Source organism: Paenibacillus sp. LPE1-1-1.1 (genome assembly GCF_040676435.1).
Lineage (GTDB): Bacteria > Bacillota > Bacilli > Paenibacillales > Paenibacillaceae > Pristimantibacillus.
Genome location: NZ_JBEGHY010000023.1, coordinates 775223 through 797479, shown reverse-complemented (window position 1 = coordinate 797479; position 22257 = coordinate 775223). Strand labels below are relative to the sequence as shown.

Here is a 22257-nt window from a genome sequence, read left to right as displayed (position 1 = left end):
ACTTAGATTAAGCAAGGAGGCGATAGTGATGGCGGAAACGGTTGTTTCATTGAAATCGAAGCAGATAAAGAGACAGGCCTTGCGTCCGGGCAAGCTTCGGAGCTTTTACCGGAATCGATGGTTTTATCTGATGATGGTACCCGGATTAATATACTATATTGTGTTTCATTACGCGCCTATGGCCGGAACGTTGATTGCTTTCCAGGATTATAACCTGATGAAGGGAATCTGGGGCAGCCCATGGGCAGGGGTGAAAAACTTTCAAGTCATATTCGACAGCCCCGAATTTTTGCAAGTTATGAGAAACACGCTGTTAATCAGCATTTATAAAATTATTGGCAGCATGGTGCCGGATATCATACTCGCTCTAATGCTTAATGAAGTTAGAGTACGCTGGTTCAAACAATGGGTTCAAACGATCACGTATGGGCCATATTTTTTGTCATGGGTTATCGTATATGGATTAGTGTTTTCGTTTCTTGCTCCCGGCTCCGGCTTAATCAGCACCTTCGTGCGCGACATGGGCTGGGGACAAATCGATTTGCTGACGGATAAAAACTTCTTTAGACCTCTCTTGGTTCTGACGGAAATATGGAAAAATACCGGATTCGGAGCCATCATTTATTTGGCCGCTTTAGCATCCATCAATCAGGATCTCTACGAGGCCGCTGTTGTGGACGGCTCAGGACGCTGGCGCCAGCTTTGGCATATTACCCTGCCGGGAATACGGGACGTCATCGTGCTTATGCTGATTATAAAAATTGGCGGCATTTTGGATGCCGGCTTTGACCAAGTGTTCATTTTCTTGAATGCCAGAGTTTATGAGGTAGGGGATATCGTCGATACATGGGTATACCGCTACGGCTTCGAACGGCTTGAATTTGGAGTGGCGGCAGCAATGGGCGTATTTAAATCCGTTGTAGGCCTGGTATTGGTCATTGGCGCAAATCGATTGGCCAAAAAAATAGGAGGTTCCGGCATATGGTAGGTTACAACATGGAGAGGGAGGCTGGCCAGCATGTCGCTTGTCATTCAAAAATCAAAAGGGGATAAGGCTGCCGACACGATTATTTATATCATCCTTGCCTTGTTTGCCCTGCTTACCTTATTCCCGCTATATTATGTGGTCATTGTTTCGGTGACTCCTTATATTGAGGTAATGAAAAATGGCGGATTCGTCATTTGGCCGGAGCATTTCACGCTGCAAGCCTATAAAGAAATATTTAGCAGCCCGCGCATCCCGCAGGCACTGAAAATTACCGTATTTATTACGGTCGTGGGTACGACTTTAAATCTGGCGGTTACGACGCTGCTCGCGTACCCGTTATCCAAGAAATCCGTACCCGGCCGTCAATTTATTCTAATGGCATTGGTGTTTACCATGATTTTCAGCGGAGGCATTATCCCGCTTTACATCGTGGTTCGCAGCCTTGGGCTGTATGATTCGGTCTGGGCGCTCGTTATTCCGGGCATGGTATCCACCTTTAATTTATTAATCGTTAAAACGTACTTTGAAAATCTTCCGCCGGAAGTAGAGGAAGCGGCAAAAGTGGACGGCTGCGGCGACTTGGCGACTTTATTCCGGATTGTTCTGCCCTTGTCCGCCCCAATCATGGCAACGATTGGCTTGTTCTACGGCGTTACCCATTGGAACGAATATTTCAAAGGCATTTTTTATATATCCGACAAAACGCTCATGCCGATGCAGGTCGTCCTAAGAAGCATGATTCAAGCGCCGAACGTCAGCACCGAGCTGTCGGTTAATTCGCTTGTTCTTGATACGCTTCCCCCGGAGACGATCAAAATGGCCGTCGTGATCGTGGCAACGCTGCCGATCGTGATCGTATATCCGTTTTTGCAAAAGTATTTTGTCAAAGGCGCTTTGCTGGGATCGGTCAAAGGGTAACGAAAGAGGAGAAGCGACATGAAAGGCGTACAGCATGTATTCGACAATGAGGACGAGACGGTCCGCTGCATCCAAGCTTTAACGAATGATGCAGGAGCGGATGCGGTTATGCTGTGCGTCGGCAGAACAGCAGCGGGCTTACCGATAAAGCGATGCAGTGGATACAAGAACGCGGTACAGAATAGCAGCTGCAATGCTATAATCATTGTGGATAGCAGCAGGTCCAAAATCTGCCTAGGCGCTAGGCATCAATAATCAAGGCTGCATAAGATTGGGGAGTGGTCTTGCATGGTTCGTCGGCTTACAGGAACAAGCTTCACTTCCAGCGTCAGCACCAAACTGTTCATTCTTACCTTTCTTTCTGTCATCGTATTGTTTCTCGTAATTGCTTTTTTCGGTTATCAGCGGCTATTCGGGCCGATCCGCCAAAATAATGAAAAAGAGCTGCAGGGCTCTGTCGTGCAGGTTGAAAATTATATGAAGACATTGATGAATACGTTCCAGAGCCAGCTGATCTTTCTCTCTAATCCGGTTCTCTACAACAAAATGGACGAAGCTGATTATGCGCAGCTTATTGATGATATGATGACTTATCACCAAGACCAGATTCACGGCATCTATTTGATCGAGAAAGATAACGTGCGGCTCAGTTCACCCTACGGCTATAAATTTTTTATCGCGCCTGACCGCATCAATGAAATCATCTATCAGACAGGCAAATCGGGCTTTTGGTGGAGTCCGCCCCGTGCAGTCAACGATCGCTCCGTAATCACGGTTGCCAAGCAAATCGACGCGAACCGGTTCGTCGCGATGGATATCAATTTAAATGCGTTGACGGGTCCGCAGATTATTCAAGGCGAACAGCGGCGGATTTATCTTTTTACGGGACAAGGCAAATATCTTTCCACAAATACCTTTCTCTCGCACCCAAAAACATTCCAGGATCACCTAGAAATGAAAGAGAAATTGCAAGAGCTGACCAAGACCAGCGGGACAGCCTACAATACCGTACAAACCTCTTTTGGCAATTATACCGTGCTCAGCAGCAACCAAAATCGCTGGGATTGGGTCGTATTTTCCGTCATTGAGGAGTCACAGGCTTTTCCATTGCTCGATTCCCTGAGACAGCAGCTGGTGCTGGTGATTGCGATGGCGATCATCCTTGCCGTGATTGTATCGGTTTGGATAACGAACTACATCCGTAAGCCGGTGACTCTCATTACGCGCCAGTTCAAGGCGGCAGCGCGAGGCGAGCTTGAGGCCCGGATTAAGCTGAAGCGCAATGATGAGTTTACGCATATAGCCGATGGCTTTAACCGCATGATGGGAAACATCCAGTCCTTGTTCGATGATCTGAGAGAAGCCGAGGAAAAGAAGCGGCATCATGAATTAAAGGTGCTCCATTCGCAGATTCATCCTCATTTCCTCAACAACACTCTTAACGCCATTTATTGTTTGGGGGAAACCGGGCAAACAGAGGAAATGTGCAAAATGATCCGCTCTTTGATGGGGCTGCTGCAGTACTCCACGGATAAAGTGGGAGATATCGTCACGGTTGAAGATGAGCTGCAGCAATTAGAAAACTATGTAGAGATCATGGTTCTGAGGTACGGGGATGTCTTTGAGATGGATATTGCCGTCCCGGAGCTTTACTACAAAACGCCGATCCCCAAGCTGACCTTAATTACTTTAGTAGAGAACAGTATTTTTTACGGGCTTAGCAAGCAGGATGTCAATCATATTATTGTAACCGCCAAAAGCAAGGATGCGGGCAGCGTATTATTCGAGGTATCGGATACGGGTCCCGGAATCGATCCGCAAAAGCTCGCGCTGCTGACCCAAGAAGCTAGCTCGCCTAATCTGTATAAAGGCTTGAACAATTTAGGGCTTCGCAATGTGCAGGATCGGATATCGATGACATTCGGCTATTCGTATGGCCTGCATTTTCACAGCGAACCGGATGAGGGACTAACGGTCTCGGTTCTTCTGCCTGTAGGCGAATCGGGCGTGAAACGATAGCATAAGGGGGAATACGATGCTGAAGCTTCTTATGGTCGACGATGAAAAATGGGTGCGTGATCGATTTTCAGAGCGGATTCCTTGGTCCGATGCGGGTTTTTCGTTTATGGGAGCGGCTTCGGGAGGCGAAGAAGCAATCAGCATGATCGAGAAAGAAATGCCGCATTTGCTGCTGACGGATATTACGATGCCGAATATGAATGGTTTGGAATTGGCTGGTTATGTCCGGAAGCGTTGGCCGCGAATTCGGATCGTTATCCTTACGGCGTACAGTGAATTCGAGTACGCTAGGCAAGCGATTGAGCTCGGAGTGGATCAATATTTGATCAAGCTGGCTCAGACCCCCGATATCATTGTTGATATTTGCCGCAAAATAGCGGATGAGATTTTGCAAGAGCTGGATGTGGATCAGAAGCTGGAGATGAGGGTCAATCTGGAGAAGGAAAAGGATTGGGCGAGGAAGCGCCAATGGGCGGAACGTTTAATGGATGATTTTGGAAGAGATAACCAATCAGACATTCCGAGCGAATGGCTGAATGGTACGGGAAATGCTGGGTATTGGACGGGTTTGACCATCGGCTGGAGTGAGTCTTCCTCGGCTGTTGATCGCGTTGAGTCAACGGATGAAGACCGTGTCCAACTTCAAAGACAGCTAAGCGAATGTTTGGAAAATAGATTGAATCCGTCCATAATCGGCGAGGGCTGCAGGTTGGTAATGCTTCCTTTGCAGCAAAACCGGTTATGCCTATTAATCGCATCTAAGCAGCCGCTAAAAAACTTACATTTGAACCAATTAGCGATGATGGCTTTGGAGGCTGTAGACGCGTTTGCCTCCGTGAGGAGTTTTATTTACGTAGGAACGGTGCGCGAATTAAGGAAGCAGCCGCTGGCGGCCAAATGGATAGCCGAGAGTATACGGGAAGGACTGGACGGTTTGGCTGTACATTTTTACAAATCGGATTCGGCTATTGCGGTAAAAGACATGAAAGGTTTCAAGCGGCTTGATCCAGAGCTGATCCGCGAGACGGTAGGCGGTGCTGCAAAGGCACTTCAGCGAGAGAACATAGACGCTTTCGGAGAAATCGCGTCTTTCATGACCCAGCTCTCCGACCCTTTGATTCATCCGTCAGATCTGCTGCGGTTAACGAAGCAGATGTTGAATCCTGAGCTCGTCCCATTGCCGGAATCGGTCGTTGCGCGGTTGAATGAATTACGGCGTTTGGAGACATGGACGGCGTACTGCCATTGGTGGTCGAAAACGATTCAAACGATGAATGAATGGTTAAGCAAGAGATTGAGTCCGCCTGCTACCGTCCGCAAAGAAATCCAATTAATGTGCCGGTATATACAAAAGCATTATATGGAGGATGTACAGGTCTCGGAGCTGGCCAAACTCGTGCAATTGCACCCTTCTTATGCCGGCCAAATGTTCAAGCAGGAAATCGGCGAAAACTTCTCGGATTACGTAAATCGGGTACGGATGGAAAAAGCAAGCGAGCTGCTCGAGCAGACGACGATGAAAATCTACGAGGTATCGAGTGCCGTGGGCATATCCGATTACCGCTATTTTTGTAAAATGTTCAAAGGGTATACTGGCATAACGCCAACGCAATACAAAAACAAGCAAGCATAAACGTGAAGAGCCGTAGGAATGATCTATTTCGCGTAAACCGCTTCGGTGATATGAGGTTTGTCCGTTATATGCAGCCATGCATTTCGATACAGGCCGACTGCCGGGCTTTTATGTCGTGAAGGTATACGGTAAAGAAATGCCGTCCATATGACGGAAACGATTAACGCCGGCGATCGGCGGACGAGAGGATGAACAGCTTATGGCGAGTGTCAAAAGAATTGGAATCATCGGCCTCGATACTTCCCATGCACCGGTATTTACCCAGCTCTTAAATGATCCAACCCATGAATTCCATGTGTCAGGCGGCGTAGTAACGGCCGCATTTCCCGGGGGCTCGGCCGATTTCGAATTGAGCTACTCGCGCGTCGAGGGCTTTACGGAGCAATTACGTAGGCAGTCCGGCGTTAAGATCGTCGATTCCCCGGAGGAAGCTGCTGAAGCCTGTGATGCCATTCTTTTGCTCGCGGTGGACGGCAGGGCACATCTGGAGTTGTTTCAACGCATTGCTGCTTACGGAAAGCCCGTGTTTATTGACAAACCGATGGCGGTGTCTTATGCGGACGCAGCTGCGATTGCAGAGCTAGCAAAGCTGAATGGCGTACCTTTGATGAGCTGCTCGGCGCTTCGTTATGCGGAAGCGTTGACCGAGGCATTAACGGATAACAAGGCGGCCCCGGTTATCGGCATGGATTGTTACGGTCCGATGGCGCTTCAAGCGACGCAGCCGGGGCTTTTTTGGTATGGCGTGCATATGGCCGATATGCTGTTTAGAACGCTGGGCAAAGACTGCAAGAAGGTTCTGGCCGTAACGAACGAAGATCACGATTTGATTAGCGGGGTTTGGGAGAATGGTTCGATTGGGACCATGCGGGGCAACCGTAAAGGGAACAATCAATTTGGCGCATTGCTTCACAGGGAAAACCGCACCGATCATATCGACGTTTACAGCCATCCCAAATCCTATTACGCGAGTTTATTGGAACGAATCATGAGCATGTTCCTGACAGGGGTAACGGATATTGACGGGGATGAAACCCTGCAGATTATTCGGTTCATGGAAGCAGCCAATGAGAGCCGCGTAACTGGCAGGTTCGTAGATTTATAGATTAAGAAGCAGAATAACCGGACATCAGCATAAGCGGGAAGAAGGATGATCGAGCATGCAAGAAAAAGAATTAAAGGTAGCGGTGCTCGGAGCCGGCGCCATCGCGGGTGATCATTTCGACGCCATTCGAGTCGCAAAGGGCTTAACTGCATGCGCGGTAGCGGATATTCGTTCGGAGAGGGCAGCCGAGGTTGCTGGAATCTATGGCATAAAAGCGTATCAAGATTACCGGGAGATGATTTTGCGGGAGAGGCCCGATATCGCGGTTATTGCCTTGCCTCATTTTTTACATAAAGAATCGGCTGTTTTTGCGGCCGCAAACGGCTGCCACTTGCTGTTGGAGAAGCCAATGGCGCTGTCGGTCGCGGAATGCGATGCGATTATCGAAGCCGGACGCAGGGCAGACATCCGAATTTTGGTCGGGCACACCCAGCATTATATCGCTGAAAATATACTGGCGAAGAGCATGATCCAAAGCGGGAATTTTGGCAAGCTGGTCATGATCCACGATGCCAGGCACATAAACTATTTCCGGGACGAGAGGCCTCTGTGGTTTCTTGAGAAAGAGAAAGCCGGCGGCGGGATATTAGCCAATTTGGGCACGCATTCCATCGATAAAATCCAGTGGCTTACCGAGCGTCCGGTCCGAAAGCTGAATGCTTCGGCAAGCTACTATGGCAGCAGGGGCAATGTGGAAGGAAGCGGCATGATTTTTATGGAGCTCGACGGCGGCATTCCCGCTGCGATCGTTCAATCAGGTTACTTAGGCGCTCCCAGGAATGAAACGGAGATCATCTTTACCGAAGGCATGTTGAAGCTCGTAACCGGAGAAGGCCTTTGGATCAGCCGTGGAGGCAGCTACGAGAAGGTGGAGAACACGGGCAATGCCGCGCCGTTCAGCCTGCAGTACGCCGATTTGCAGCGGTCCATTTTGAACGGTGAGGATCCTAGCTGTACGCCCGAATACGCGCGTAACGTGATTGCCGTACTCGAAGCGGTTTACCGATCCGCGGAAACAGGTACGGAGCAGCAGCTGCGTTGGTAATCTTTTTATGTCATCAAATGGATATTAATAATGGGGTTATCCAACGGTCGCAGAAGACTTGCTGGATAACCTTTTTTCATTTAGGAAGAAATGATTGATTTAATGGACAATTTGTTGAAATAGGCGCCTATCTTGGGCGGACGCAAAAAAAATAATGAATTGAAACATGGAATGAAAGCGTTTTACTTGTCGCCGTTTGCCCAAATCAGACCGTTATGGACGGGCTGCCTAGGTATTGGAGCACCTTATTCGACGTAACCAGCTCGACATCGACGGAGAGGAAGCGTTCAGGCGAACGCAGCGTGAAAATAACGGATTCCAAAAACAATGGCGGGATAGGCTTGCGAAGCGCGCGGATTCCGGTTACGCCGGGGCTTAAATACGAAGCTTACGCGTATGCTTACATCGAAGGCGGATCAGCGGCCGTCTACATTGAATTTTTAAATGAAGCCGGCGGCGAACTGACGCTTGCGAATGCAGGCATTACCTCGTTAAACGAATGGAAAGAGGCCCGTGTTTCCTCGATTGCTCCGCCGACGGCGAAATACGCGACGGTAAGATTATATTTAGGCGCGGCTAATGTCGGAACGACCTATTTTGACGATGCGGGATTTCGCGATGTTCTGCCCGATCTCAGCGCAAACTTAATCAATGGTCAATTCGAGCTGATAGATCATGGAAGGACGAGTAACTGGCGCGCGGTGGACGGGATCGTTGCTTGGCAATTCACATTCATGCTATGCTCCTTAATAGACTTATTAAAGATGATGTCTTTAAATATTGGGGGATTTGTATGGGGAATGAAACGGACATCAACACCGAGAAAGGCATTGCGATCGGCGTAATCGGGCCCGAGATTTTGGTCAAGCGGATACTGAGGGTACTGAATGCTTTTCCTTCCTTCCGTCCGCTGGCAAGGATATACAGGAAAGAGGAAGAGGCTCCGGCGCTTGCGGAAGAAATCGCGGGCGAAGCGGAGGTTATTTTGGTAACCGGACCTATGCCATACCATAGAATACGGGAAGAAACGAGCTTGAACATCGCGCTTCATCATGTGCCGTTGACGGATACGAGCTTTTACCGGTCATTGTCCCGCTTGAAGAACGCGCTTGGCCCAGAAAAGGAGCTCCGCGTGTCGATTGACACTTTAGAGGGTCCAATGATCGCCAAGTCGCTAAAGGAAATTAATGAATTCCGTGTGCAGACGACGATTTTTAACGGTGCTTCTTATCCCACCCAGGAAGCGCTAACGGCCTTCCACGCGCAGCTATATGAGACCGGCGCATGCGATGCGGCGCTGACGGCGGAAGGGGCGGTTTCCGATGCGCTGACAAAGCTGGGGATTCCGAATGAGTGGATCATTCCGACAGACCAGAACATCACGGTTGCTCTTGAGAGAGCCTTGCTTTCGACGGAAACCAGGCAGAGCAAGGAAGCGCAAATCGTAGTCGGATTGCTTAATATTGATCATTTCGAGAAGCGGATCCATACGCATACCTCGGAGCATGAGGTCCAGAAGTTTAAGCTGGAAATCCATCGGATGCTGCTGGACTATGTAGAGTCCTTAGACGGCTATCTGACGCATCTCGGCGGAGATGAATATTTGTTTTTTACGACTCGCGGCATTTTTGAACGAGAGACGGGCGGGTATAAGACGATCCCGCTAGGCAGGCACGCAAATCAAAAATTCGGTTTGTCCCTGAGCATCGGCATCGGCTTTGGACGGTCGGCGAACGAAGCGGGCACGCATGCCAGGTCGGCTCTTCGGAAATCGAAGGACGCGGGCGGGGATACTTGCTTTATCGTCAGAGAAGATAAGACTTTTATCGGACCGCTTGCCATGGCGGATCCGCTGGAAATTGCCTTATCGATGACCGACGCGGGTTTAATTAAGAAAGCAGAGGATGCCGGCATGACATCGGTCTATTTGAGCAGGCTGATGGCACACGTGGCGAGAAGCGGCCGGGTGGATTATATGGTGCACGAGCTGGCTGCCATTTTGGATATCACGGTACGGAGCACGCATCGCTTAGTCCTGCAGTGGATCGATCAGGGCCTGCTTCGGATCGCGGGAGTCGAGAAGGTTCCGAAGGGCAGGCCGCGCCAAATTTTCAGGCTTGCTTTTCTGGAGGATAAGGTCGGAAATTAAACCGGGTCATTCGCGATCCGGTTTTTTTACTGGCTATTTACAGACGATTAAAAGATTTGTCTTTTAAGACGACAGTCTCTATGATGAAGATATCCTCAAACCTGGAAGGGAGACTGTTGAATCCATGAGAACAATTGAAGAACTCGAGGCCAAGCTGGCCGAACCGTCCGCGGCGCTTATTCACGATATAAAGAAAGTAAACGGAGATATTCTTCTTCTCGGCGTCGGCGGGAAGATGGGACCGAGCTTGGCGAGGCTGCTGATGAACGCGATCAAGAAAGCGGGCGTCAGCAAAAAAGTAATCGGTGTTTCAAAGTTTTCGGAGGCGGGCCTGCAACAACAGCTGGAGGCGGAAGGCGTGGAGACGATCGCGTGCGATTTGTTTGACGACGAGAAACTTCAAGCGCTGCCGGACGCCGAAAATGTAATTTATATGGCCGGCAACAAATTCGGCACGACGGGAAACGAATCCTTTACGTGGGCTATGAATGCTTACCTTCCCGGAAGAGTTGCCGTGAAATACCGGAACTCCCGAATCGTCGTATTTTCCTCGGGCAACGTTTATCCGTTTACGCCCGTTGGTTACGGCGGGGCAAGCGAAGCGGCGGCGCCGGCTCCGATTGGAGAATACGGCCAGTCGTGCTTGGGCAGGGAACGGGTTTTCGAGCATTTTTCTAAAACCTATCAAATCCCTATGGTCGTATACAGGCTCAACTATGCCATCGACATGCGGTACGGCGTATTGCTTGAAATTGCAAAAGCCGTGAAGAGCGGTAAACCGATCGATTTAACGATGGGGCATGCGAATGTGATCTGGCAAGGAGATGCCAACGAAATTGCGATACGTTCGCTGCTTGCCTGCGAAGCGCCGGTCAATTTTCTGAATGTCACGGGGCCGGAGACGATGTCGATACGCTGGGCTGCCGAGGAATTTGGCAAAAGGTTCAGTACAGAGCCGCAGTTCGAAGGGGCTGAAGCAGAGAATGCGCTGCTGAACAATGCTTCAAAATGCCACCAGCGCTTCGGTTACCCGCGCGTTACGCTTCTGCAGATGATCGATTGGACTGCGGAATGGGTGGAGGCAGGCGGAGCAACGCTGAATAAACCTACGCATTTTCAGGAAAGAAAGGGGAAATTCTGAACATGAGCCATTTCAATCCATTAACACCCGAGCAGCTAAATGCGCTCCATGAAGGTCTCGTCATTCCCGCCCACCCGCTGGCGCTTGACGAGAATCGCCGTTTGGACGAAATCTCCCAGCGTGCGTTAACCCGCTATTACATGGCTTCAGGAGCGGGGGGCGTTGCCGTAGGCGTACATTCAACGCAATTTGAGATCCGCGATCCGAAATTCGGACTTTTCGAGAAAGTTCTTCGTTTGGCGGCGGAAGAGGTTGATAAAGGTAAGCTAAGCCGTCCATTTATCCGGGTAGCCGGCATTTGCGGACCTACGGAGCAAGCGCTGAGCGAAGCGGAGCTCGCTGCAGGTCTCGGCTACGAGGCGGGCCTGCTGAGCATGGGAGGGCTGCAGGACTGGTCGGAAGGAGAATTATTAAGCCGTACGGAGAGAGTGGCGGAGGTTATTCCGGTTATTGGTTTTTATTTGCAGCCTTCCGTAGGAGGGAGAACGTTCAGCTTTGGCTTCTGGCGCGCGTTCGCCGACATTCCCGGCGTAATTGCAATCAAGCTGGCTCCTTTTAACCGTTATCATACGATTGATGTCATCCGTGCCGTTTGCTGCTCCGCGCGCAGAGATCAAATTGCCCTGTACACAGGTAATGACGATAATATTGTCAATGATTTAATGACAGTTTACCGGTTTCAGGCGGAGGGCAAAATGGTTGAGAAAAGAATTGTCGGCGGACTTCTCGGGCACTGGGCCGTATGGACGCATAAAGCGGTGCAAATGCTGGAAGAAATAAAACGGGCTCGGATATTTGACACGATTCCTGCGGAGTGGCTGACTCGCAATGTGGAGGTAACGGACTCGAATGCGGCGTTTTTTGATCCGGCGCACGGCTTTGCCGGCTGCATACCCGGTATACATGAGGTGCTCCGCCGACAAGGCCTCATGAAAGGAACCTGGTGCTTGAACCCGCATGAAGACCTGTCTGTGGGCCAGAAGGAAGAGATAGACCGGGTTTATCGGGACTACCCTCATTTGAACGACGATGAATTTGTTAAGCAGCATCTCGCGGACTGGCTGACTTAGGAGGTATCGAATGGGCTATGCGCTTTAAAGACGTGTTTTCGATTATTGGTCCTGGCATGATCGGGCCTTCCAGCTCCCATACGGCGGGCGCCGTTCGGCTTGGAAGAGTCGCCCGCGGATTGTTCGGGGAACAGCCCAAAAGCGCGGAGATCGTATTCTATGGATCATTTGCCGCCACCTATAGCGGACACGGAACAGATCTGGCCGTGACAGCCGGGCTGCTCGCGTTCGATACGGATGACGAACGAATACCGGAATCGCTTCAGCTGGCCGGGCAATCGGGAATGGAGATTAGCTTTCAGGCAAGCAGCCTGCCTTCCGTTCATCCGAACACATTGACGATTAAGCTAAGCTCGGGCCGCAGGCGCTCCCAGATGACGGGCTGCTCGATTGGCGGCGGCAATATTGAAGTCATCGAGGTAAACGGGTTCGATCTTAAGTTTACGGCCAATTACCCGGCCCTGATTGTCTATCATGTCGATCGTCCAGGCGTGCTGGCAAGCCTTACGCGTCTTCTAAGCGATGCCGGAATCAATATCAGTTACATGGATGTTGACCGTAAAGCCAGGCTGGGGCGGGCGGCAACCGTTATCGAGACGGATGGCGCGATTCCTGAGAAGCTCTTAAACGAGATTAAAAGGCTGGCACACGTAAAAAGCTATGATTATATCGAATGGAATGGTGGCGAACCGCTTTGAGATTCTGCACTTTGAAGGAATTGGCGATGGTATGCGCGGATGAAGGCAAGCCGATATACCGGATAATGCTGGAGGATCAAGCAAAGGAATCCGGACGCTCGGCCGACCAGGAATGGGACAAAATGAAAAAATATTACGGCATCATGAAAGATGCCGTTACGAAAGGTATTGCTTCGGAGAAAACCTCCCGAAGCGGGCTTACCGGCGGCGACGCCAAACGCGTATATGAATATACGCGTACGCCGGAAGCTTCACTCGAGCCGTTTACCGGGCTTGCCATGGCTTACGCGCTGGCTGTCTCTGAAGTAAATGCTTCCATGGGACGCATTGTAGCGACGCCGACCGCCGGGTCCTGCGGCGTTATTCCCGGCGTATTTGCCAGCAGCCAAGAGCGCTTCGGCTGGGATGACGATCATATGGTCAAGGGTCTTTTCTGCGCTGGTGCAATCGGTTATGTCATTGCGAACAATTCTTTTATATCCGGCGCAGAGGGCGGCTGCCAAGCCGAAATCGGCTCTGCAATCGGAATGGCAGCCGGGGCGCTTGTCGAGCTGAAGGGCGGCTCGCCTGCCCAAGCGGTCCACGCCGTCGGATTGGCGTTAAAGAATACGCTCGGGTTGATCTGCGACCCGGTTGGCGGCTTGGTGGAAATTCCCTGTATTGTCCGCAACGGCTTTGGCGCGGTGAATGCGCTGGCGGCAGCCGATATGGCGCTTGCAGGCGTGAGAAGCGTAATCCCATCGGATGAGGTCATTCAGGTCATGCTTGAAGTGGGAAGCGCGATGCCCGACGCCCACCGCGAGACGGCAAGAGGGGGGCTCGCCCAGACGCCGACCGGCAAGCAGATAATAGAGCAGCTGGCCAAAGGCAGAGAGAAGTCCCTGTCCGGAACGAAGGAGGAAAATAATGACTAGGCCGTCGCTGCATTTGCTTCTTCCTGCGGCCAAAGCGATTGAGACCGAGCTGATCGCACTTAGAAGGCAGCTCCATCAGAATCCAGAGCTCAGTGATTCCCGGCAAAATGCATGCCTGCGGCCATGATGCGCATACGGCCATATTGTACGGAGCTGCCAAGCTGCTGTCCGAGAGGAAGGATATGCTGGCCGGAAGCGTTCGATTCATCTTCCAACCGGCCGAGGAAATCAATGCCGGAGCGCAGGCCATGATCGAAGAAGGAGTTCTGGAAGGCGTTGACGAAATCTACGGCCTGCATAAACTTCCTACGCTTCCGGTCGGCAAAGGAGCGACCCGTCACGGTGCTCTTATGGGGTCGGTCGACAGGTTTGAAATCATCATTACGGGGAAAGGAGGACATGGTGCGATTCCTGACCAATGCGTGGATCCCATCGTTGCGGCTTCGGCCGTCATGCTATCGCTTCAAACTGCGGTCAGCCGGGAAATCTCACCGTTTGAGCCCGTGGTCGTTACGGTAGGGTCCTTTCATGGCGGAGCTTCCTATAACGTTATACCCGAGCGGGCGGAGCTGACGGGAACGGTTCGAACTTTCTCCCGGAGCGTTCAAGATGCAATGCCATCAAAGCTGCAAAGACTGATTAGCCGCACGGCAAAGGCTCACCGCTGTCAAGCAGAACTTCGCTATACGAAGATGGTGCCTGTGCTAGTCAACCAAGATGAACAAGTCCGCCTGGTCGAAGAGGCGATTGATTTGATTCAGGGAGCGGAGAATAGAAGCGAAGCGGCTCCGGTTCTTGCCGGCGAAGATTTTTCGAACTATTTGAAGCATGTGCCCGGTTGTTTTTTTTGGTTGGGATCCGGTCCCGCCACGTGTGCCGATCAAGCCTACGGACTTCATCATCCCCAATTTCTCCTTCATGAGGAATGCCTGCCTATAGGTGCCGCTCTTTTGGCCGGCATCGTGCTCCTTCGGCTTGGATATGCGAATGCCTAAATCAAGGCATGGACGACGCAACAATGTCAAAACCGTTCTTGACCGTCGGCGGTTATTGCGCTATTTTAGATTGAAACGGACAACGAGTGTTGAAGGTACTGCTCTCCGGGATGGGAAGCAGTCGCTTCAACACTCGTTTTTTTTATGGTTTCACGTTATTTGGAAACTCAAACCGAAGCAAGTTGAAATATTTGCATGCATATAATGGATGGATACCCATTATACTTCTTAAGAATCATAGGGCTGCTTGTAGATACCGGGTTTCATTTGAGACTGGTTTTTTATGTATGCCGTTCTGAATTTCATTTTTTCACTTGTAAAAATATTGTATTTTATCCTTTTGTCGAAAGAGGCAGGAATTTGCCCGCGAAACACGAATAATATGTATACTCGTATTTTTTGGATTATTTATGATAAAGACCGCAACTTTTCGTTCTCGGGCCGGTACAATGTTATGTGGCGATCCAGGAATAATCCGCAGGTGGAGGAGGTTCGCCTGTCATGACTGATTCCCAATTAATACGTGAGATAAAGGATGGCAATGTCGAGCTGTACTCCGAGCTTATGCGGCGCTATCAACGAAAAATCTTGGCTTTTATCTATCATATGCTGAAGAGCGCAAAGCTTGAGCTGTTGGCTGAGGACTTGTGCTCCGAATCATTTTATAAAGCATACCGCAGCCTTCATTCGTTCCGCGAACTGGATGCTTCTTTTTCGACATGGTTATATACGATTGCGCGCAACACGGTGCTTAGCGAGCTGCGCAAGCAAAAGTCTGCGCATGTGTCGCTTGACGAATCTGGATTCGAGCCAGTGGCGGCGCTCGATGCCGTGCCTGAGCAGCATGTACTGCGGAATGAACGGATGGCTATGGTACGCGAGGCGATTAATAATTTGCCGGAGAAACAGCGCTCTGCTCTTATTCTTCGGGAATATGACCAGCTTGACTATCAAGAAATCGCGAATATTTTAGGGCAAACGGTCAGTTCCGTTAAATCACTGCTTTTCCGAGCGAGAGCAAGCGTCAAAACGCAGCTGGAGCCTTATTTCGGACAATCGCCGCTGATGGAAGAATATGAAGGGATGAATACAAGATGAATTGCAACGATGCGCAAGACAAATTCGGCGAATATTGGGATTTATCGGAGCATGATGAAGATCGGATAGCGATTGACGCTCATTTGCTAGAGTGCAAAGCATGTGCGGAGCAGTTTCTGCTGTGGGAAGAGAGCGAAGAAATGATTCGTTTTCTATCGGATGAAGAGGAAAGCCTTGGACCGATCGAGCATGTAAATCGCAATGTCATGGATCGCATTTATGCGGAGGAATCCTGGTTAATGCCCGTTCCGCACAAGAGCTATCAGTTTTCCAAATCGTTCCGCCGCAATATTGCTTTGATCGTTGCAGCCTTCATGGCTATGTTTGCAAGCGCGTTTTTCGTTTTTGTTTTTGACCATCGCGGCGGTGCGTCACAAGCGGAAATTGCCGAGATCAGCGGATTGATGGACACGGCAAACGCATCCGGGGACGGGCTTGTTACTACCGGATTTTATGCGGAGGTTCCCGTAGCCAGTATCAGTGATCCATTCGTCTTAAAGGTCATGCCTGCGTTTCCGCAGTATTACGTTGCGTTATCCTTGCTTGGCATGATCATGACATTGCTGATTTTGAATTGGTTATCCAGAACCCGGAACTGACATATGACTGGCCAAAGCTCCTTAGGGAGCTTTTGTTATATCTATAGGAAGAGGAGTTGGAGTCTGCTTGTTAATCGGATTAGTTCGACACGGTAAGACAGATTGGAATGAAGAAGGCAAAATTCAAGGACAGACCGATATTCCGTTAAATGCGGCGGGCATTGCGCAAGCCATTTCTTTAGGGAACCGCTTAAGCAGCGAGGAGCGCATTTGGGATGCCGTCATATCGAGCGATTTGAAACGGGCCTATGCCACGGCGCAAATCATTGCCGAGAAGCTGAATATTCCTTTGCTTGAAAGTGATCCACGGCTGAGAGAACGCTACTTTGGCGAGGTTGAGGGTACAAAAGAGCAGGAACGGCATGAACGCTGGGGAACGGATTGGCGCAACGTGGCCGAAGGCGTGGAAACGAATGAAGCGGTTAGGGCCCGCGGCTTAAGCGCCATTAATGAATGGAAGCTGGCTTTTCCTGACCGGAATCTGCTCGTCGTCTCGCATGGAAGCTTTTTGGCGCAGCTGTTAGCAGAGGTTTGTACCGGATTGGAAGATCAGTATTTATCCAACTTATCCTATTCTATTTTGGAACGCCGTGAAGAAGGATGGCATCCGCAGCTGTATAATTGTACGATTCACTTAACCCCATAGTACGATGAATGAGAGTCCTGCCTTTGTTTTTAAGAAGGCGTGACTCTTTTTTTTTGTGCAAAACCTTGAAAACTAGGTTATAAAACAATAGTTATCTTCCCATAATGATATCAACTGAAGCTTATCCATTACACAATACGCTTACGAAACGGAATACGAAGCTTGAAAAGTCGGTTCCTGAAGAAAGGAGAGAGTTATGAATTTATCGGATATGCTAGGTTATGCAGACATTCAACAGCTTAGCAGAATTGCTGACGTTTACAGATGTGAGTGCAACGGACATTCCAAAAACGATTTGATTCAATCGATTCTCTCTACCGTAAGTCGAAATGATGTCTTTGAAGCTCAAATAAGCAGCATGAAGTTGGAGGACTTGAGATTCTTGAACTCTTTGCTGTTCGAAGCGAGAAATTCCTTCAGCCTGGAGGATTTGCTTGCCCGCGTGCAGCAGAGCAGATTTGGCGAAGATGCCATCCAACAAGAACCAGAATCGCTTAACAAAACAAAAAAAACGAAAAAAAAGACAGCAGCGGAAATCAAGCCGCTAAGTCCGCGAGAGATGATTGCAAAATTCAAGCATCAAGGCTGGCTGTTTAACGGCTTCAGCGGACCGAGCAGGTATTTGTTCCAGGTGCCGAATGATTTGAAGGCCCGCTTTCGCGATACGCTTGCCAAAAGGTTCGCGGCTGAATTGCGGTATACGGAAGAGCCGCCTGTTTATCGGGATGAGCAAATGCTTATCCACGATGATATCACGCATTTGCTTCATTACTTGTACCATAATGAAGTGCAATTGACCGCTGACGGTTCCATGTACAAACGATTCACGTTGCAGCTGCTTGACAAATTCGGCGTTACGGAGGAGCTGCCTGCAAAAGGAGCATGGCGCTTTGGATACGGCAGGCATTTCAATCAATACCCGAATCGGTTCTCGTTTATTTACGACTACTGCCATTACGCAAAATACATAACCGAGAATCAGACGGTTCTGAGCGTCACGGCTTTAGGCGAGGAACGCATGCAAGGCAAGCCCCCGGGCGAAGCGGAACAAATCTACCGCTTTTGGCTAAAGCTGTATAAGGGGCCCATCACGCATTTGCTGTCGCTCGTTCACTGGATCAATGCGCTTGCGGCGGAATGGGTAACGGTAGAGTCATTAAGACATGTGCTTGTGCCGTTTATAAAACCCTATTATTATGACGATGCCAACACGATCCTAGAACAGCGAATAATGGCGATGATGGTTCATTTAGGGTTGCTGCGGCTTGGCGAGCATCCGGAGGAGGGTGCCGTCGTCAGAATGACGAAGGCCGGAAGAGCGGTCGTATCGGGCTTAAGCTTGGAAGACTTGGAACCGGTCACGCTGCATTAAGTTTTCATTCGCTCTTGGTGTATGGTCAAATATAAGCTAGAGTAGAGGGACAGTATAATATCAGCTTGCTATATTTGATCGTTCAGAGGAGTAGATAAAAAATGTTGATTCCTTATAAAGGGATACTGCCAAAAATTCATGATGATGTATACATAGCAGACGGAGCGAAGCTCATTGGCGATGTTTCAATCGCGGAAAAAAGCACGGTATGGTTTAATTCTGTGCTTCGCGGAGATCTAGCACCGATTATTATCGGGCATAGCTGCAATATTCAAGACGGGGTTGTCGGTCACGTAAATGTGAACCAGCCTTTGATATTAGCAGATGAGGTGTCTATTGGACATGCCGCAATCATACACGGCTGTAAGATAGGCAGAGGCACATTAATTGGAATGGGGGCAATCGTACTTAACGGCGCAGACATTGGTGAATATGCTTTAATAGGAGCCGGTTCGATTGTTACAGAGAATAAAAAAATACCATCCTATACTCTATCTATCGGTTCACCCGCCAAAGTCGTAAGAGAATTAACAGATGACGATCTACAGCGTATGAGAAAGACGATGGAGAGCTATGTGACAAAGGGAATAGAATATAGGATCTCTTAACGCCGGTTTGGAGGTGTATCCTATGGACAAAATGAAAGTAACGTATGAAGCGATGCTAGGTTTGGCTGCGGAATTCGTGCTTGATGACGCAGTTTTGAAATTTCAAACCAATCAAATTTATACGGCAATTGACCAAGCATTGGCCGCAGGCGACGAGGATACGTTTTACCGTCTCGCAAAACAGCTAAATGCATTAAAAAAATAGGGAGTGCCGCCGGAAGGAAAATAGGTCGGTGCCCTGCAAGAAGCTTTCCTGACTTATGCGAACCTAGTAACTCCGCATAAAGAGCAGGAAGGCTTTTTTTTCTGAAAGTTTGATTTGGCAATCGGCGATTATGGAGTTAACATAGAAACATTAATGTTAGTAGTATGGCAATAATATGAAGGAGTGAGCTTGAAGCAATGAAGTTTAGCGAAATTTCAAAAGAGCAATGGGAGGAGCTAAGTCCATATTTAGATACCTGTCTGCTGCCCGTAACGGGAATGGATACTTCCGTTAAGCCATACGAGGCTACGGAATGGCTCGAACAGCTGAGAGACATCATGGATTTAATTGAAATCCCGTTCAAAGGCAGAGTGGTTACGTATCCTGCTTGGCATTACCATTCAAGCCGCGACCAGCTGACGAAGGAGCTGAATGAATGGTGCGCAGCGGCGAAAGCCGGCGGTTTTCGTTATGTTATCGTTGTAACGGCCAATAAAGAGCTGACACTCGAATGCTCCGCCGTTGATTTGTTTTTTGGTCCGGGAACGGGCGGCGAGCTTCCGCTGCAAGCTGAGGTTTCAAGCGCTATTCGTGCGTTATGGAGCGGACAAGCGACAGGAACTTCTTGAATTTGTCGTATAATATAATCAAATTTTGGGGAAAACAAATGCCAGAGAAGGTCAAATGTGACAAAATGATAACAAATTATTGAACGGTATTTTGATAAGCTTGCAAATATGAAGCCATATTCTTGACGCTCCCAAGCACCTAGGCTATTATAAGTTATGTCCTAGTTCGTCATGTGTTTTTGCCCTGCGGCAAGACGCGAGATATGGTTGGCAAAGGGGGTTAGAACAGAAGATGAGTAACCATGAACAACACGAGACCGCGCATCGACCGGTTCAGCGCAAAGAAATGTCCCGGCGTCAATTTTTGTCATATACGCTCGGCGGCACGACAGCATTTATGATGGGCGGCGCGGTATTGCCGATGGTTCGTTTCGCAGTGGACCCGCTCTTGGTAAAAAAAGGCGAGGGCACTTACGTAAAAGTTGTGGAAGAGAGCAAAATTACGAACGAACCGCAAGAATTTAAATTTAAAATTCATCAGATCGATGGTTGGTACGTTAGTGACCCTGAGCTTGCGGCTTGGATTTCGAAGGATGCGAATAACAAAATTTTCGCGCTTTCGCCAGTATGTAAGCATTTAGGTTGTACGATCGGATGGAACACAAAAGGCCAAAACGAATACGATTGTCCTTGTCACGACGCGCGCTATACCAAAGACGGGAAAAACCTATCGGTTGCCCCGAATCCATTGGATGAGTACGAAGTGAAGATTGAGAACGGATTCGTATACTTGGGTCCGGTAATGCCGAATACAAGAACGAGTTAAGGAGGGCGTATTGCAGATGTTTAAAAGTGTATACAACTGGATTGACGAACGTCTTGACATTACGCCACTGTGGAGAGATGTAGCTGACCATGAGGTGCCTGAGCACGTTAACCCGGCACACCATTTTTCCGCATTCGTTTACTGTTTCGGCGGATTGACGTTTTTTATCACAGTCATTCAAATTTTGTCTGGTATGTTTTTAACGATGTATTATGTTCCGGATATCATTAACGCTTATTCAAGCGTTGATTATCTGCAGCATAAGGTAGCTTTCGGGCAAATCGTTCGAGGCATGCACCATTTTGGGGCAAGCTTAGTTATCGTAATGATGTTCCTACATACCCTTCGAGTGTTTTTTACCGGTTCTTACAAGGCACCGCGCGAAATGAACTGGGTTGTCGGAATGCTGATCTTCTTCATCATGTTAGGCCTAGGCTTCACTGGCTATTTGCTGCCTTGGGATAACAAAGCTTACTACGCAACAAAAGTTGGTGTCCAAATTGCTGAATCCGTACCGGTAATCGGACCATATCTCGCTTCCTTCCTATACGGGGGCGATATCGTAGGCGCGCAAACGCTAACCCGTTTCTTTGCGATCCATGTATTCTTCTTGCCTGGCGCATTGATTGCCATGTTGGCAGCGCACTTTATCATGATTCGGAAACAAGGTATTTCGGGACCACTTTAAGCGAAGGGAGGCATACTTATGGCGCATGGTCATAATTCGAACGAGAAGGTTGTCTATGTAGGCGACTCGCGTGTTAAGAAAAGCAACATTTCAAGCATTCCGCCGGACTATACGTCTTTCCCAGGTAAATCGGAAGCCTTTATTCCGAACTTCCTGCTTAAGGAATGGATGGTCGGCTGCGTGGTTTTGGTTGGTTTTCTAGTATGGGTTATTGCTGAACCGGCTCCGCTTGGTTATCCGGCAGATCCGACGAATGCGGCATTCATACCGATGCCGGACTGGTATTTCTTGTTCCTGTATCAATTTTTGAAATATCCATATGTATCGCAGGATTATATCTTGCTTGGTACTGTTGGCATACCAGGGGTTATGTTCGGGGCTTTGCTGCTTGCTCCATTTCTGGACACAGGCAAGGAGCGCCGCTTCTACCGTCGTCCGATTGCATCTTCATTGATGGGACTGACACTTATTGCTTGCGTTTACTTGACGGTTGTTTCTTGGGACCACTACCAGCATCAATTGGAAATTAACGGTCAAGTACCGGAGCATATCGAACGGGAAGAAAAGGCACGCGAAGCTGCTGAAGCAGGTCAAGAGCGTCCGAATTACACGAAGCCTGCAGTTGAAGCCGCACTTGTAGACGCGAACGATCCAGCAATGGATATCGCGAAGCAAGCGCAATGCGTCAGCTGTCACGCTGCTGATCTGAAGGGTCAAGGCTCTGTTCCCAGCTTGGTCGGCGTTGGCGACAAATTGACGAAGGAACAGCTTGTAGAAGTCGTTACAAATGGTCGTAACGGCATGCCGGCATTCAAAGATCAATTGTCCGCTGAAGAGATTGACCAGCTTACAACCTGGCTTTCTAAGCAAAAGGCTGCAACCGAATAAATCATTAACGGAAAACCTGATCGTATTACACGGTCAGGTTTTTCTTCGAACATGCACATTATGATAGTTTGAAGGAGAAGTGG

At 49.2% G+C, this 22257-nt stretch carries 25 protein-coding genes; all 25 read left to right on the top strand.

What is annotated here, in order from left to right:
* Positions 1-28: 28 nt before the first annotated feature.
* The 25 genes from MRBLPE1_RS20295 (at position 29) to MRBLPE1_RS20175 (ending at position 22174) form a co-directional block, all read left to right on the top strand.
* Positions 29-988 (top strand): ABC transporter permease, encoded by a 960-nt coding sequence (locus tag MRBLPE1_RS20295; RefSeq protein WP_364148864.1) that lies wholly within the window; start codon positions 29-31, stop codon positions 986-988.
* A 30-nt stretch (positions 989-1018) separates the two neighbouring features.
* The gene (locus MRBLPE1_RS20290; RefSeq protein WP_364148862.1) at positions 1019-1906 is read left to right on the top strand and encodes a carbohydrate ABC transporter permease; all 888 of its coding nucleotides are present in this window, start codon (positions 1019-1021) and stop codon (positions 1904-1906) included.
* Between the two features lie 18 nt (positions 1907-1924).
* On the top strand, positions 1925-2161 hold the full coding sequence (locus MRBLPE1_RS20285; RefSeq protein WP_364148860.1) for a hypothetical protein: 237 nt from the start codon (positions 1925-1927) through the stop codon (positions 2159-2161).
* 33 nt (positions 2162-2194) lie between these two features.
* Positions 2195-3925, top strand: a complete 1731-nt coding sequence (locus MRBLPE1_RS20280) for a cache domain-containing sensor histidine kinase (RefSeq protein ID WP_364148858.1) — start codon at positions 2195-2197, stop codon at positions 3923-3925.
* A 16-nt stretch (positions 3926-3941) separates the two neighbouring features.
* A complete protein-coding gene (locus tag MRBLPE1_RS20275) occupies positions 3942-5558 on the top strand; it encodes a response regulator transcription factor (protein ID WP_364148856.1) in 1617 nt (538 codons plus the stop codon).
* A 199-nt stretch (positions 5559-5757) separates the two neighbouring features.
* Positions 5758-6663 (top strand): Gfo/Idh/MocA family protein, encoded by a 906-nt coding sequence (locus MRBLPE1_RS20270; protein WP_364148855.1) that lies wholly within the window; start codon positions 5758-5760, stop codon positions 6661-6663.
* A 55-nt stretch (positions 6664-6718) separates the two neighbouring features.
* Complete coding sequence (locus MRBLPE1_RS20265) at positions 6719-7708, top strand: Gfo/Idh/MocA family protein (protein WP_364148853.1); 990 nt, start codon at positions 6719-6721, stop codon at positions 7706-7708.
* Positions 7709-7923: 215 nt separating this feature from the next.
* Positions 7924-8553 carry a carbohydrate binding domain-containing protein gene (locus MRBLPE1_RS20260; protein WP_364148851.1) on the top strand — a complete coding sequence of 210 codons (630 nt, stop codon included), beginning with the start codon at positions 7924-7926 and terminating at the stop codon, positions 8551-8553.
* Positions 8502-9857: a hypothetical protein gene (locus MRBLPE1_RS20255; protein ID WP_364148849.1), complete on the top strand. Its 1356-nt coding sequence runs from the start codon at positions 8502-8504 to the stop codon at positions 9855-9857. Before MRBLPE1_RS20260 ends, MRBLPE1_RS20255 begins: the two co-directional genes overlap by 52 nt.
* A 124-nt stretch (positions 9858-9981) precedes the next feature.
* Positions 9982-10998 (top strand): NAD-dependent epimerase/dehydratase family protein, encoded by a 1017-nt coding sequence (locus tag MRBLPE1_RS20250; protein ID WP_364148847.1) that lies wholly within the window; start codon positions 9982-9984, stop codon positions 10996-10998.
* A gap of 2 nt (positions 10999-11000) precedes the next feature.
* Positions 11001-12068: a dihydrodipicolinate synthase family protein gene (locus MRBLPE1_RS20245; RefSeq protein ID WP_364148845.1), complete on the top strand. Its 1068-nt coding sequence runs from the start codon at positions 11001-11003 to the stop codon at positions 12066-12068.
* Positions 12069-12085: 17 nt separating this feature from the next.
* Positions 12086-12766, top strand: coding sequence for an L-serine ammonia-lyase, iron-sulfur-dependent subunit beta (gene sdaAB, locus MRBLPE1_RS20240; RefSeq protein ID WP_364148843.1), 681 nt, complete (start codon positions 12086-12088; stop codon positions 12764-12766).
* Positions 12763-13680 (top strand): L-serine ammonia-lyase, iron-sulfur-dependent, subunit alpha, encoded by a 918-nt coding sequence (gene sdaAA / locus MRBLPE1_RS20235; RefSeq protein ID WP_364148841.1) that lies wholly within the window; start codon positions 12763-12765, stop codon positions 13678-13680. The genes sdaAB and sdaAA overlap by 4 nt, the downstream gene beginning before the upstream one ends.
* Positions 13673-13807 carry a hypothetical protein gene (locus tag MRBLPE1_RS20230; RefSeq protein WP_364148839.1) on the top strand — a complete coding sequence of 45 codons (135 nt, stop codon included), beginning with the start codon at positions 13673-13675 and terminating at the stop codon, positions 13805-13807. The genes sdaAA and MRBLPE1_RS20230 overlap by 8 nt, the downstream gene beginning before the upstream one ends.
* A complete protein-coding gene (locus tag MRBLPE1_RS20225) occupies positions 13773-14675 on the top strand; it encodes a M20 metallopeptidase family protein (RefSeq protein WP_364148837.1) in 903 nt (300 codons plus the stop codon). Before MRBLPE1_RS20230 ends, MRBLPE1_RS20225 begins: the two co-directional genes overlap by 35 nt.
* Before the next feature lie 501 nt (positions 14676-15176).
* The gene (locus tag MRBLPE1_RS20220; protein ID WP_364148835.1) at positions 15177-15773 is read left to right on the top strand and encodes an RNA polymerase sigma factor; all 597 of its coding nucleotides are present in this window, start codon (positions 15177-15179) and stop codon (positions 15771-15773) included.
* On the top strand, positions 15770-16372 hold the full coding sequence (locus MRBLPE1_RS20215; protein ID WP_364148833.1) for an anti-sigma factor family protein: 603 nt from the start codon (positions 15770-15772) through the stop codon (positions 16370-16372). Before MRBLPE1_RS20220 ends, MRBLPE1_RS20215 begins: the two co-directional genes overlap by 4 nt.
* 67 nt (positions 16373-16439) lie before the next feature.
* A complete protein-coding gene (locus MRBLPE1_RS20210) occupies positions 16440-17018 on the top strand; it encodes a histidine phosphatase family protein (protein ID WP_364148831.1) in 579 nt (192 codons plus the stop codon).
* Positions 17019-17214: 196 nt separating this feature from the next.
* Positions 17215-18390: a hypothetical protein gene (locus tag MRBLPE1_RS20205; RefSeq protein WP_364148830.1), complete on the top strand. Its 1176-nt coding sequence runs from the start codon at positions 17215-17217 to the stop codon at positions 18388-18390.
* A gap of 101 nt (positions 18391-18491) precedes the next feature.
* Positions 18492-18998 (top strand): gamma carbonic anhydrase family protein, encoded by a 507-nt coding sequence (locus MRBLPE1_RS20200; RefSeq protein ID WP_364148828.1) that lies wholly within the window; start codon positions 18492-18494, stop codon positions 18996-18998.
* Positions 18999-19020: 22 nt separating this feature from the next.
* Positions 19021-19203 carry an IDEAL domain-containing protein gene (locus MRBLPE1_RS20195; protein ID WP_364148826.1) on the top strand — a complete coding sequence of 61 codons (183 nt, stop codon included), beginning with the start codon at positions 19021-19023 and terminating at the stop codon, positions 19201-19203.
* Between the two features lie 197 nt (positions 19204-19400).
* Complete coding sequence (locus MRBLPE1_RS20190) at positions 19401-19832, top strand: DUF2487 family protein (RefSeq protein WP_364148824.1); 432 nt, start codon at positions 19401-19403, stop codon at positions 19830-19832.
* A gap of 232 nt (positions 19833-20064) precedes the next feature.
* On the top strand, positions 20065-20598 hold the full coding sequence (locus tag MRBLPE1_RS20185) for a ubiquinol-cytochrome c reductase iron-sulfur subunit (protein WP_364148822.1): 534 nt from the start codon (positions 20065-20067) through the stop codon (positions 20596-20598).
* 16 nt (positions 20599-20614) lie between these two features.
* Positions 20615-21286 carry a menaquinol-cytochrome c reductase cytochrome b subunit gene (qcrB, locus tag MRBLPE1_RS20180; RefSeq protein WP_183561109.1) on the top strand — a complete coding sequence of 224 codons (672 nt, stop codon included), beginning with the start codon at positions 20615-20617 and terminating at the stop codon, positions 21284-21286.
* A gap of 18 nt (positions 21287-21304) precedes the next feature.
* Positions 21305-22174, top strand: a complete 870-nt coding sequence (locus MRBLPE1_RS20175) for a c-type cytochrome (RefSeq protein ID WP_364148819.1) — start codon at positions 21305-21307, stop codon at positions 22172-22174.
* The last annotated feature ends 83 nt before the right edge of the window (positions 22175-22257 follow it).

Excerpts from the sequence above, each read along its gene's own strand:
- MRBLPE1_RS20295 (WP_364148864.1), top strand. The coding sequence starts at position 29 with ATGGCGGAAACGGTTGTTTCATTGAAATCGAAGCAGATAAAGAGACAG.
- MRBLPE1_RS20290 (WP_364148862.1), top strand. The coding sequence starts at position 1,019 with ATGTCGCTTGTCATTCAAAAATCAAAAGGGGATAAGGCTGCCGACACG.
- MRBLPE1_RS20285 (WP_364148860.1), top strand. The coding sequence starts at position 1,925 with ATGAAAGGCGTACAGCATGTATTCGACAATGAGGACGAGACGGTCCGC.
- MRBLPE1_RS20280 (WP_364148858.1), top strand. The coding sequence starts at position 2,195 with ATGGTTCGTCGGCTTACAGGAACAAGCTTCACTTCCAGCGTCAGCACC.
- MRBLPE1_RS20275 (WP_364148856.1), top strand. The coding sequence starts at position 3,942 with ATGCTGAAGCTTCTTATGGTCGACGATGAAAAATGGGTGCGTGATCGA.
- MRBLPE1_RS20270 (WP_364148855.1), top strand. The coding sequence starts at position 5,758 with ATGGCGAGTGTCAAAAGAATTGGAATCATCGGCCTCGATACTTCCCAT.
- MRBLPE1_RS20265 (WP_364148853.1), top strand. The coding sequence starts at position 6,719 with ATGCAAGAAAAAGAATTAAAGGTAGCGGTGCTCGGAGCCGGCGCCATC.
- MRBLPE1_RS20260 (WP_364148851.1), top strand. The coding sequence starts at position 7,924 with ATGGACGGGCTGCCTAGGTATTGGAGCACCTTATTCGACGTAACCAGC.
- MRBLPE1_RS20255 (WP_364148849.1), top strand. The coding sequence starts at position 8,502 with ATGGGGAATGAAACGGACATCAACACCGAGAAAGGCATTGCGATCGGC.
- MRBLPE1_RS20250 (WP_364148847.1), top strand. The coding sequence starts at position 9,982 with ATGAGAACAATTGAAGAACTCGAGGCCAAGCTGGCCGAACCGTCCGCG.
- MRBLPE1_RS20245 (WP_364148845.1), top strand. The coding sequence starts at position 11,001 with ATGAGCCATTTCAATCCATTAACACCCGAGCAGCTAAATGCGCTCCAT.
- sdaAB (WP_364148843.1), top strand. The coding sequence starts at position 12,086 with ATGCGCTTTAAAGACGTGTTTTCGATTATTGGTCCTGGCATGATCGGG.
- MRBLPE1_RS20230 (WP_364148839.1), top strand. The coding sequence starts at position 13,673 with ATGACTAGGCCGTCGCTGCATTTGCTTCTTCCTGCGGCCAAAGCGATT.
- MRBLPE1_RS20220 (WP_364148835.1), top strand. The coding sequence starts at position 15,177 with ATGACTGATTCCCAATTAATACGTGAGATAAAGGATGGCAATGTCGAG.
- MRBLPE1_RS20215 (WP_364148833.1), top strand. The coding sequence starts at position 15,770 with ATGAATTGCAACGATGCGCAAGACAAATTCGGCGAATATTGGGATTTA.
- MRBLPE1_RS20205 (WP_364148830.1), top strand. The coding sequence starts at position 17,215 with ATGAATTTATCGGATATGCTAGGTTATGCAGACATTCAACAGCTTAGC.
- MRBLPE1_RS20200 (WP_364148828.1), top strand. The coding sequence starts at position 18,492 with ATGTTGATTCCTTATAAAGGGATACTGCCAAAAATTCATGATGATGTA.
- MRBLPE1_RS20195 (WP_364148826.1), top strand. The coding sequence starts at position 19,021 with ATGGACAAAATGAAAGTAACGTATGAAGCGATGCTAGGTTTGGCTGCG.
- MRBLPE1_RS20190 (WP_364148824.1), top strand. The coding sequence starts at position 19,401 with ATGAAGTTTAGCGAAATTTCAAAAGAGCAATGGGAGGAGCTAAGTCCA.
- MRBLPE1_RS20185 (WP_364148822.1), top strand. The coding sequence starts at position 20,065 with ATGAGTAACCATGAACAACACGAGACCGCGCATCGACCGGTTCAGCGC.
- qcrB (WP_183561109.1), top strand. The coding sequence starts at position 20,615 with ATGTTTAAAAGTGTATACAACTGGATTGACGAACGTCTTGACATTACG.
- MRBLPE1_RS20175 (WP_364148819.1), top strand. The coding sequence starts at position 21,305 with ATGGCGCATGGTCATAATTCGAACGAGAAGGTTGTCTATGTAGGCGAC.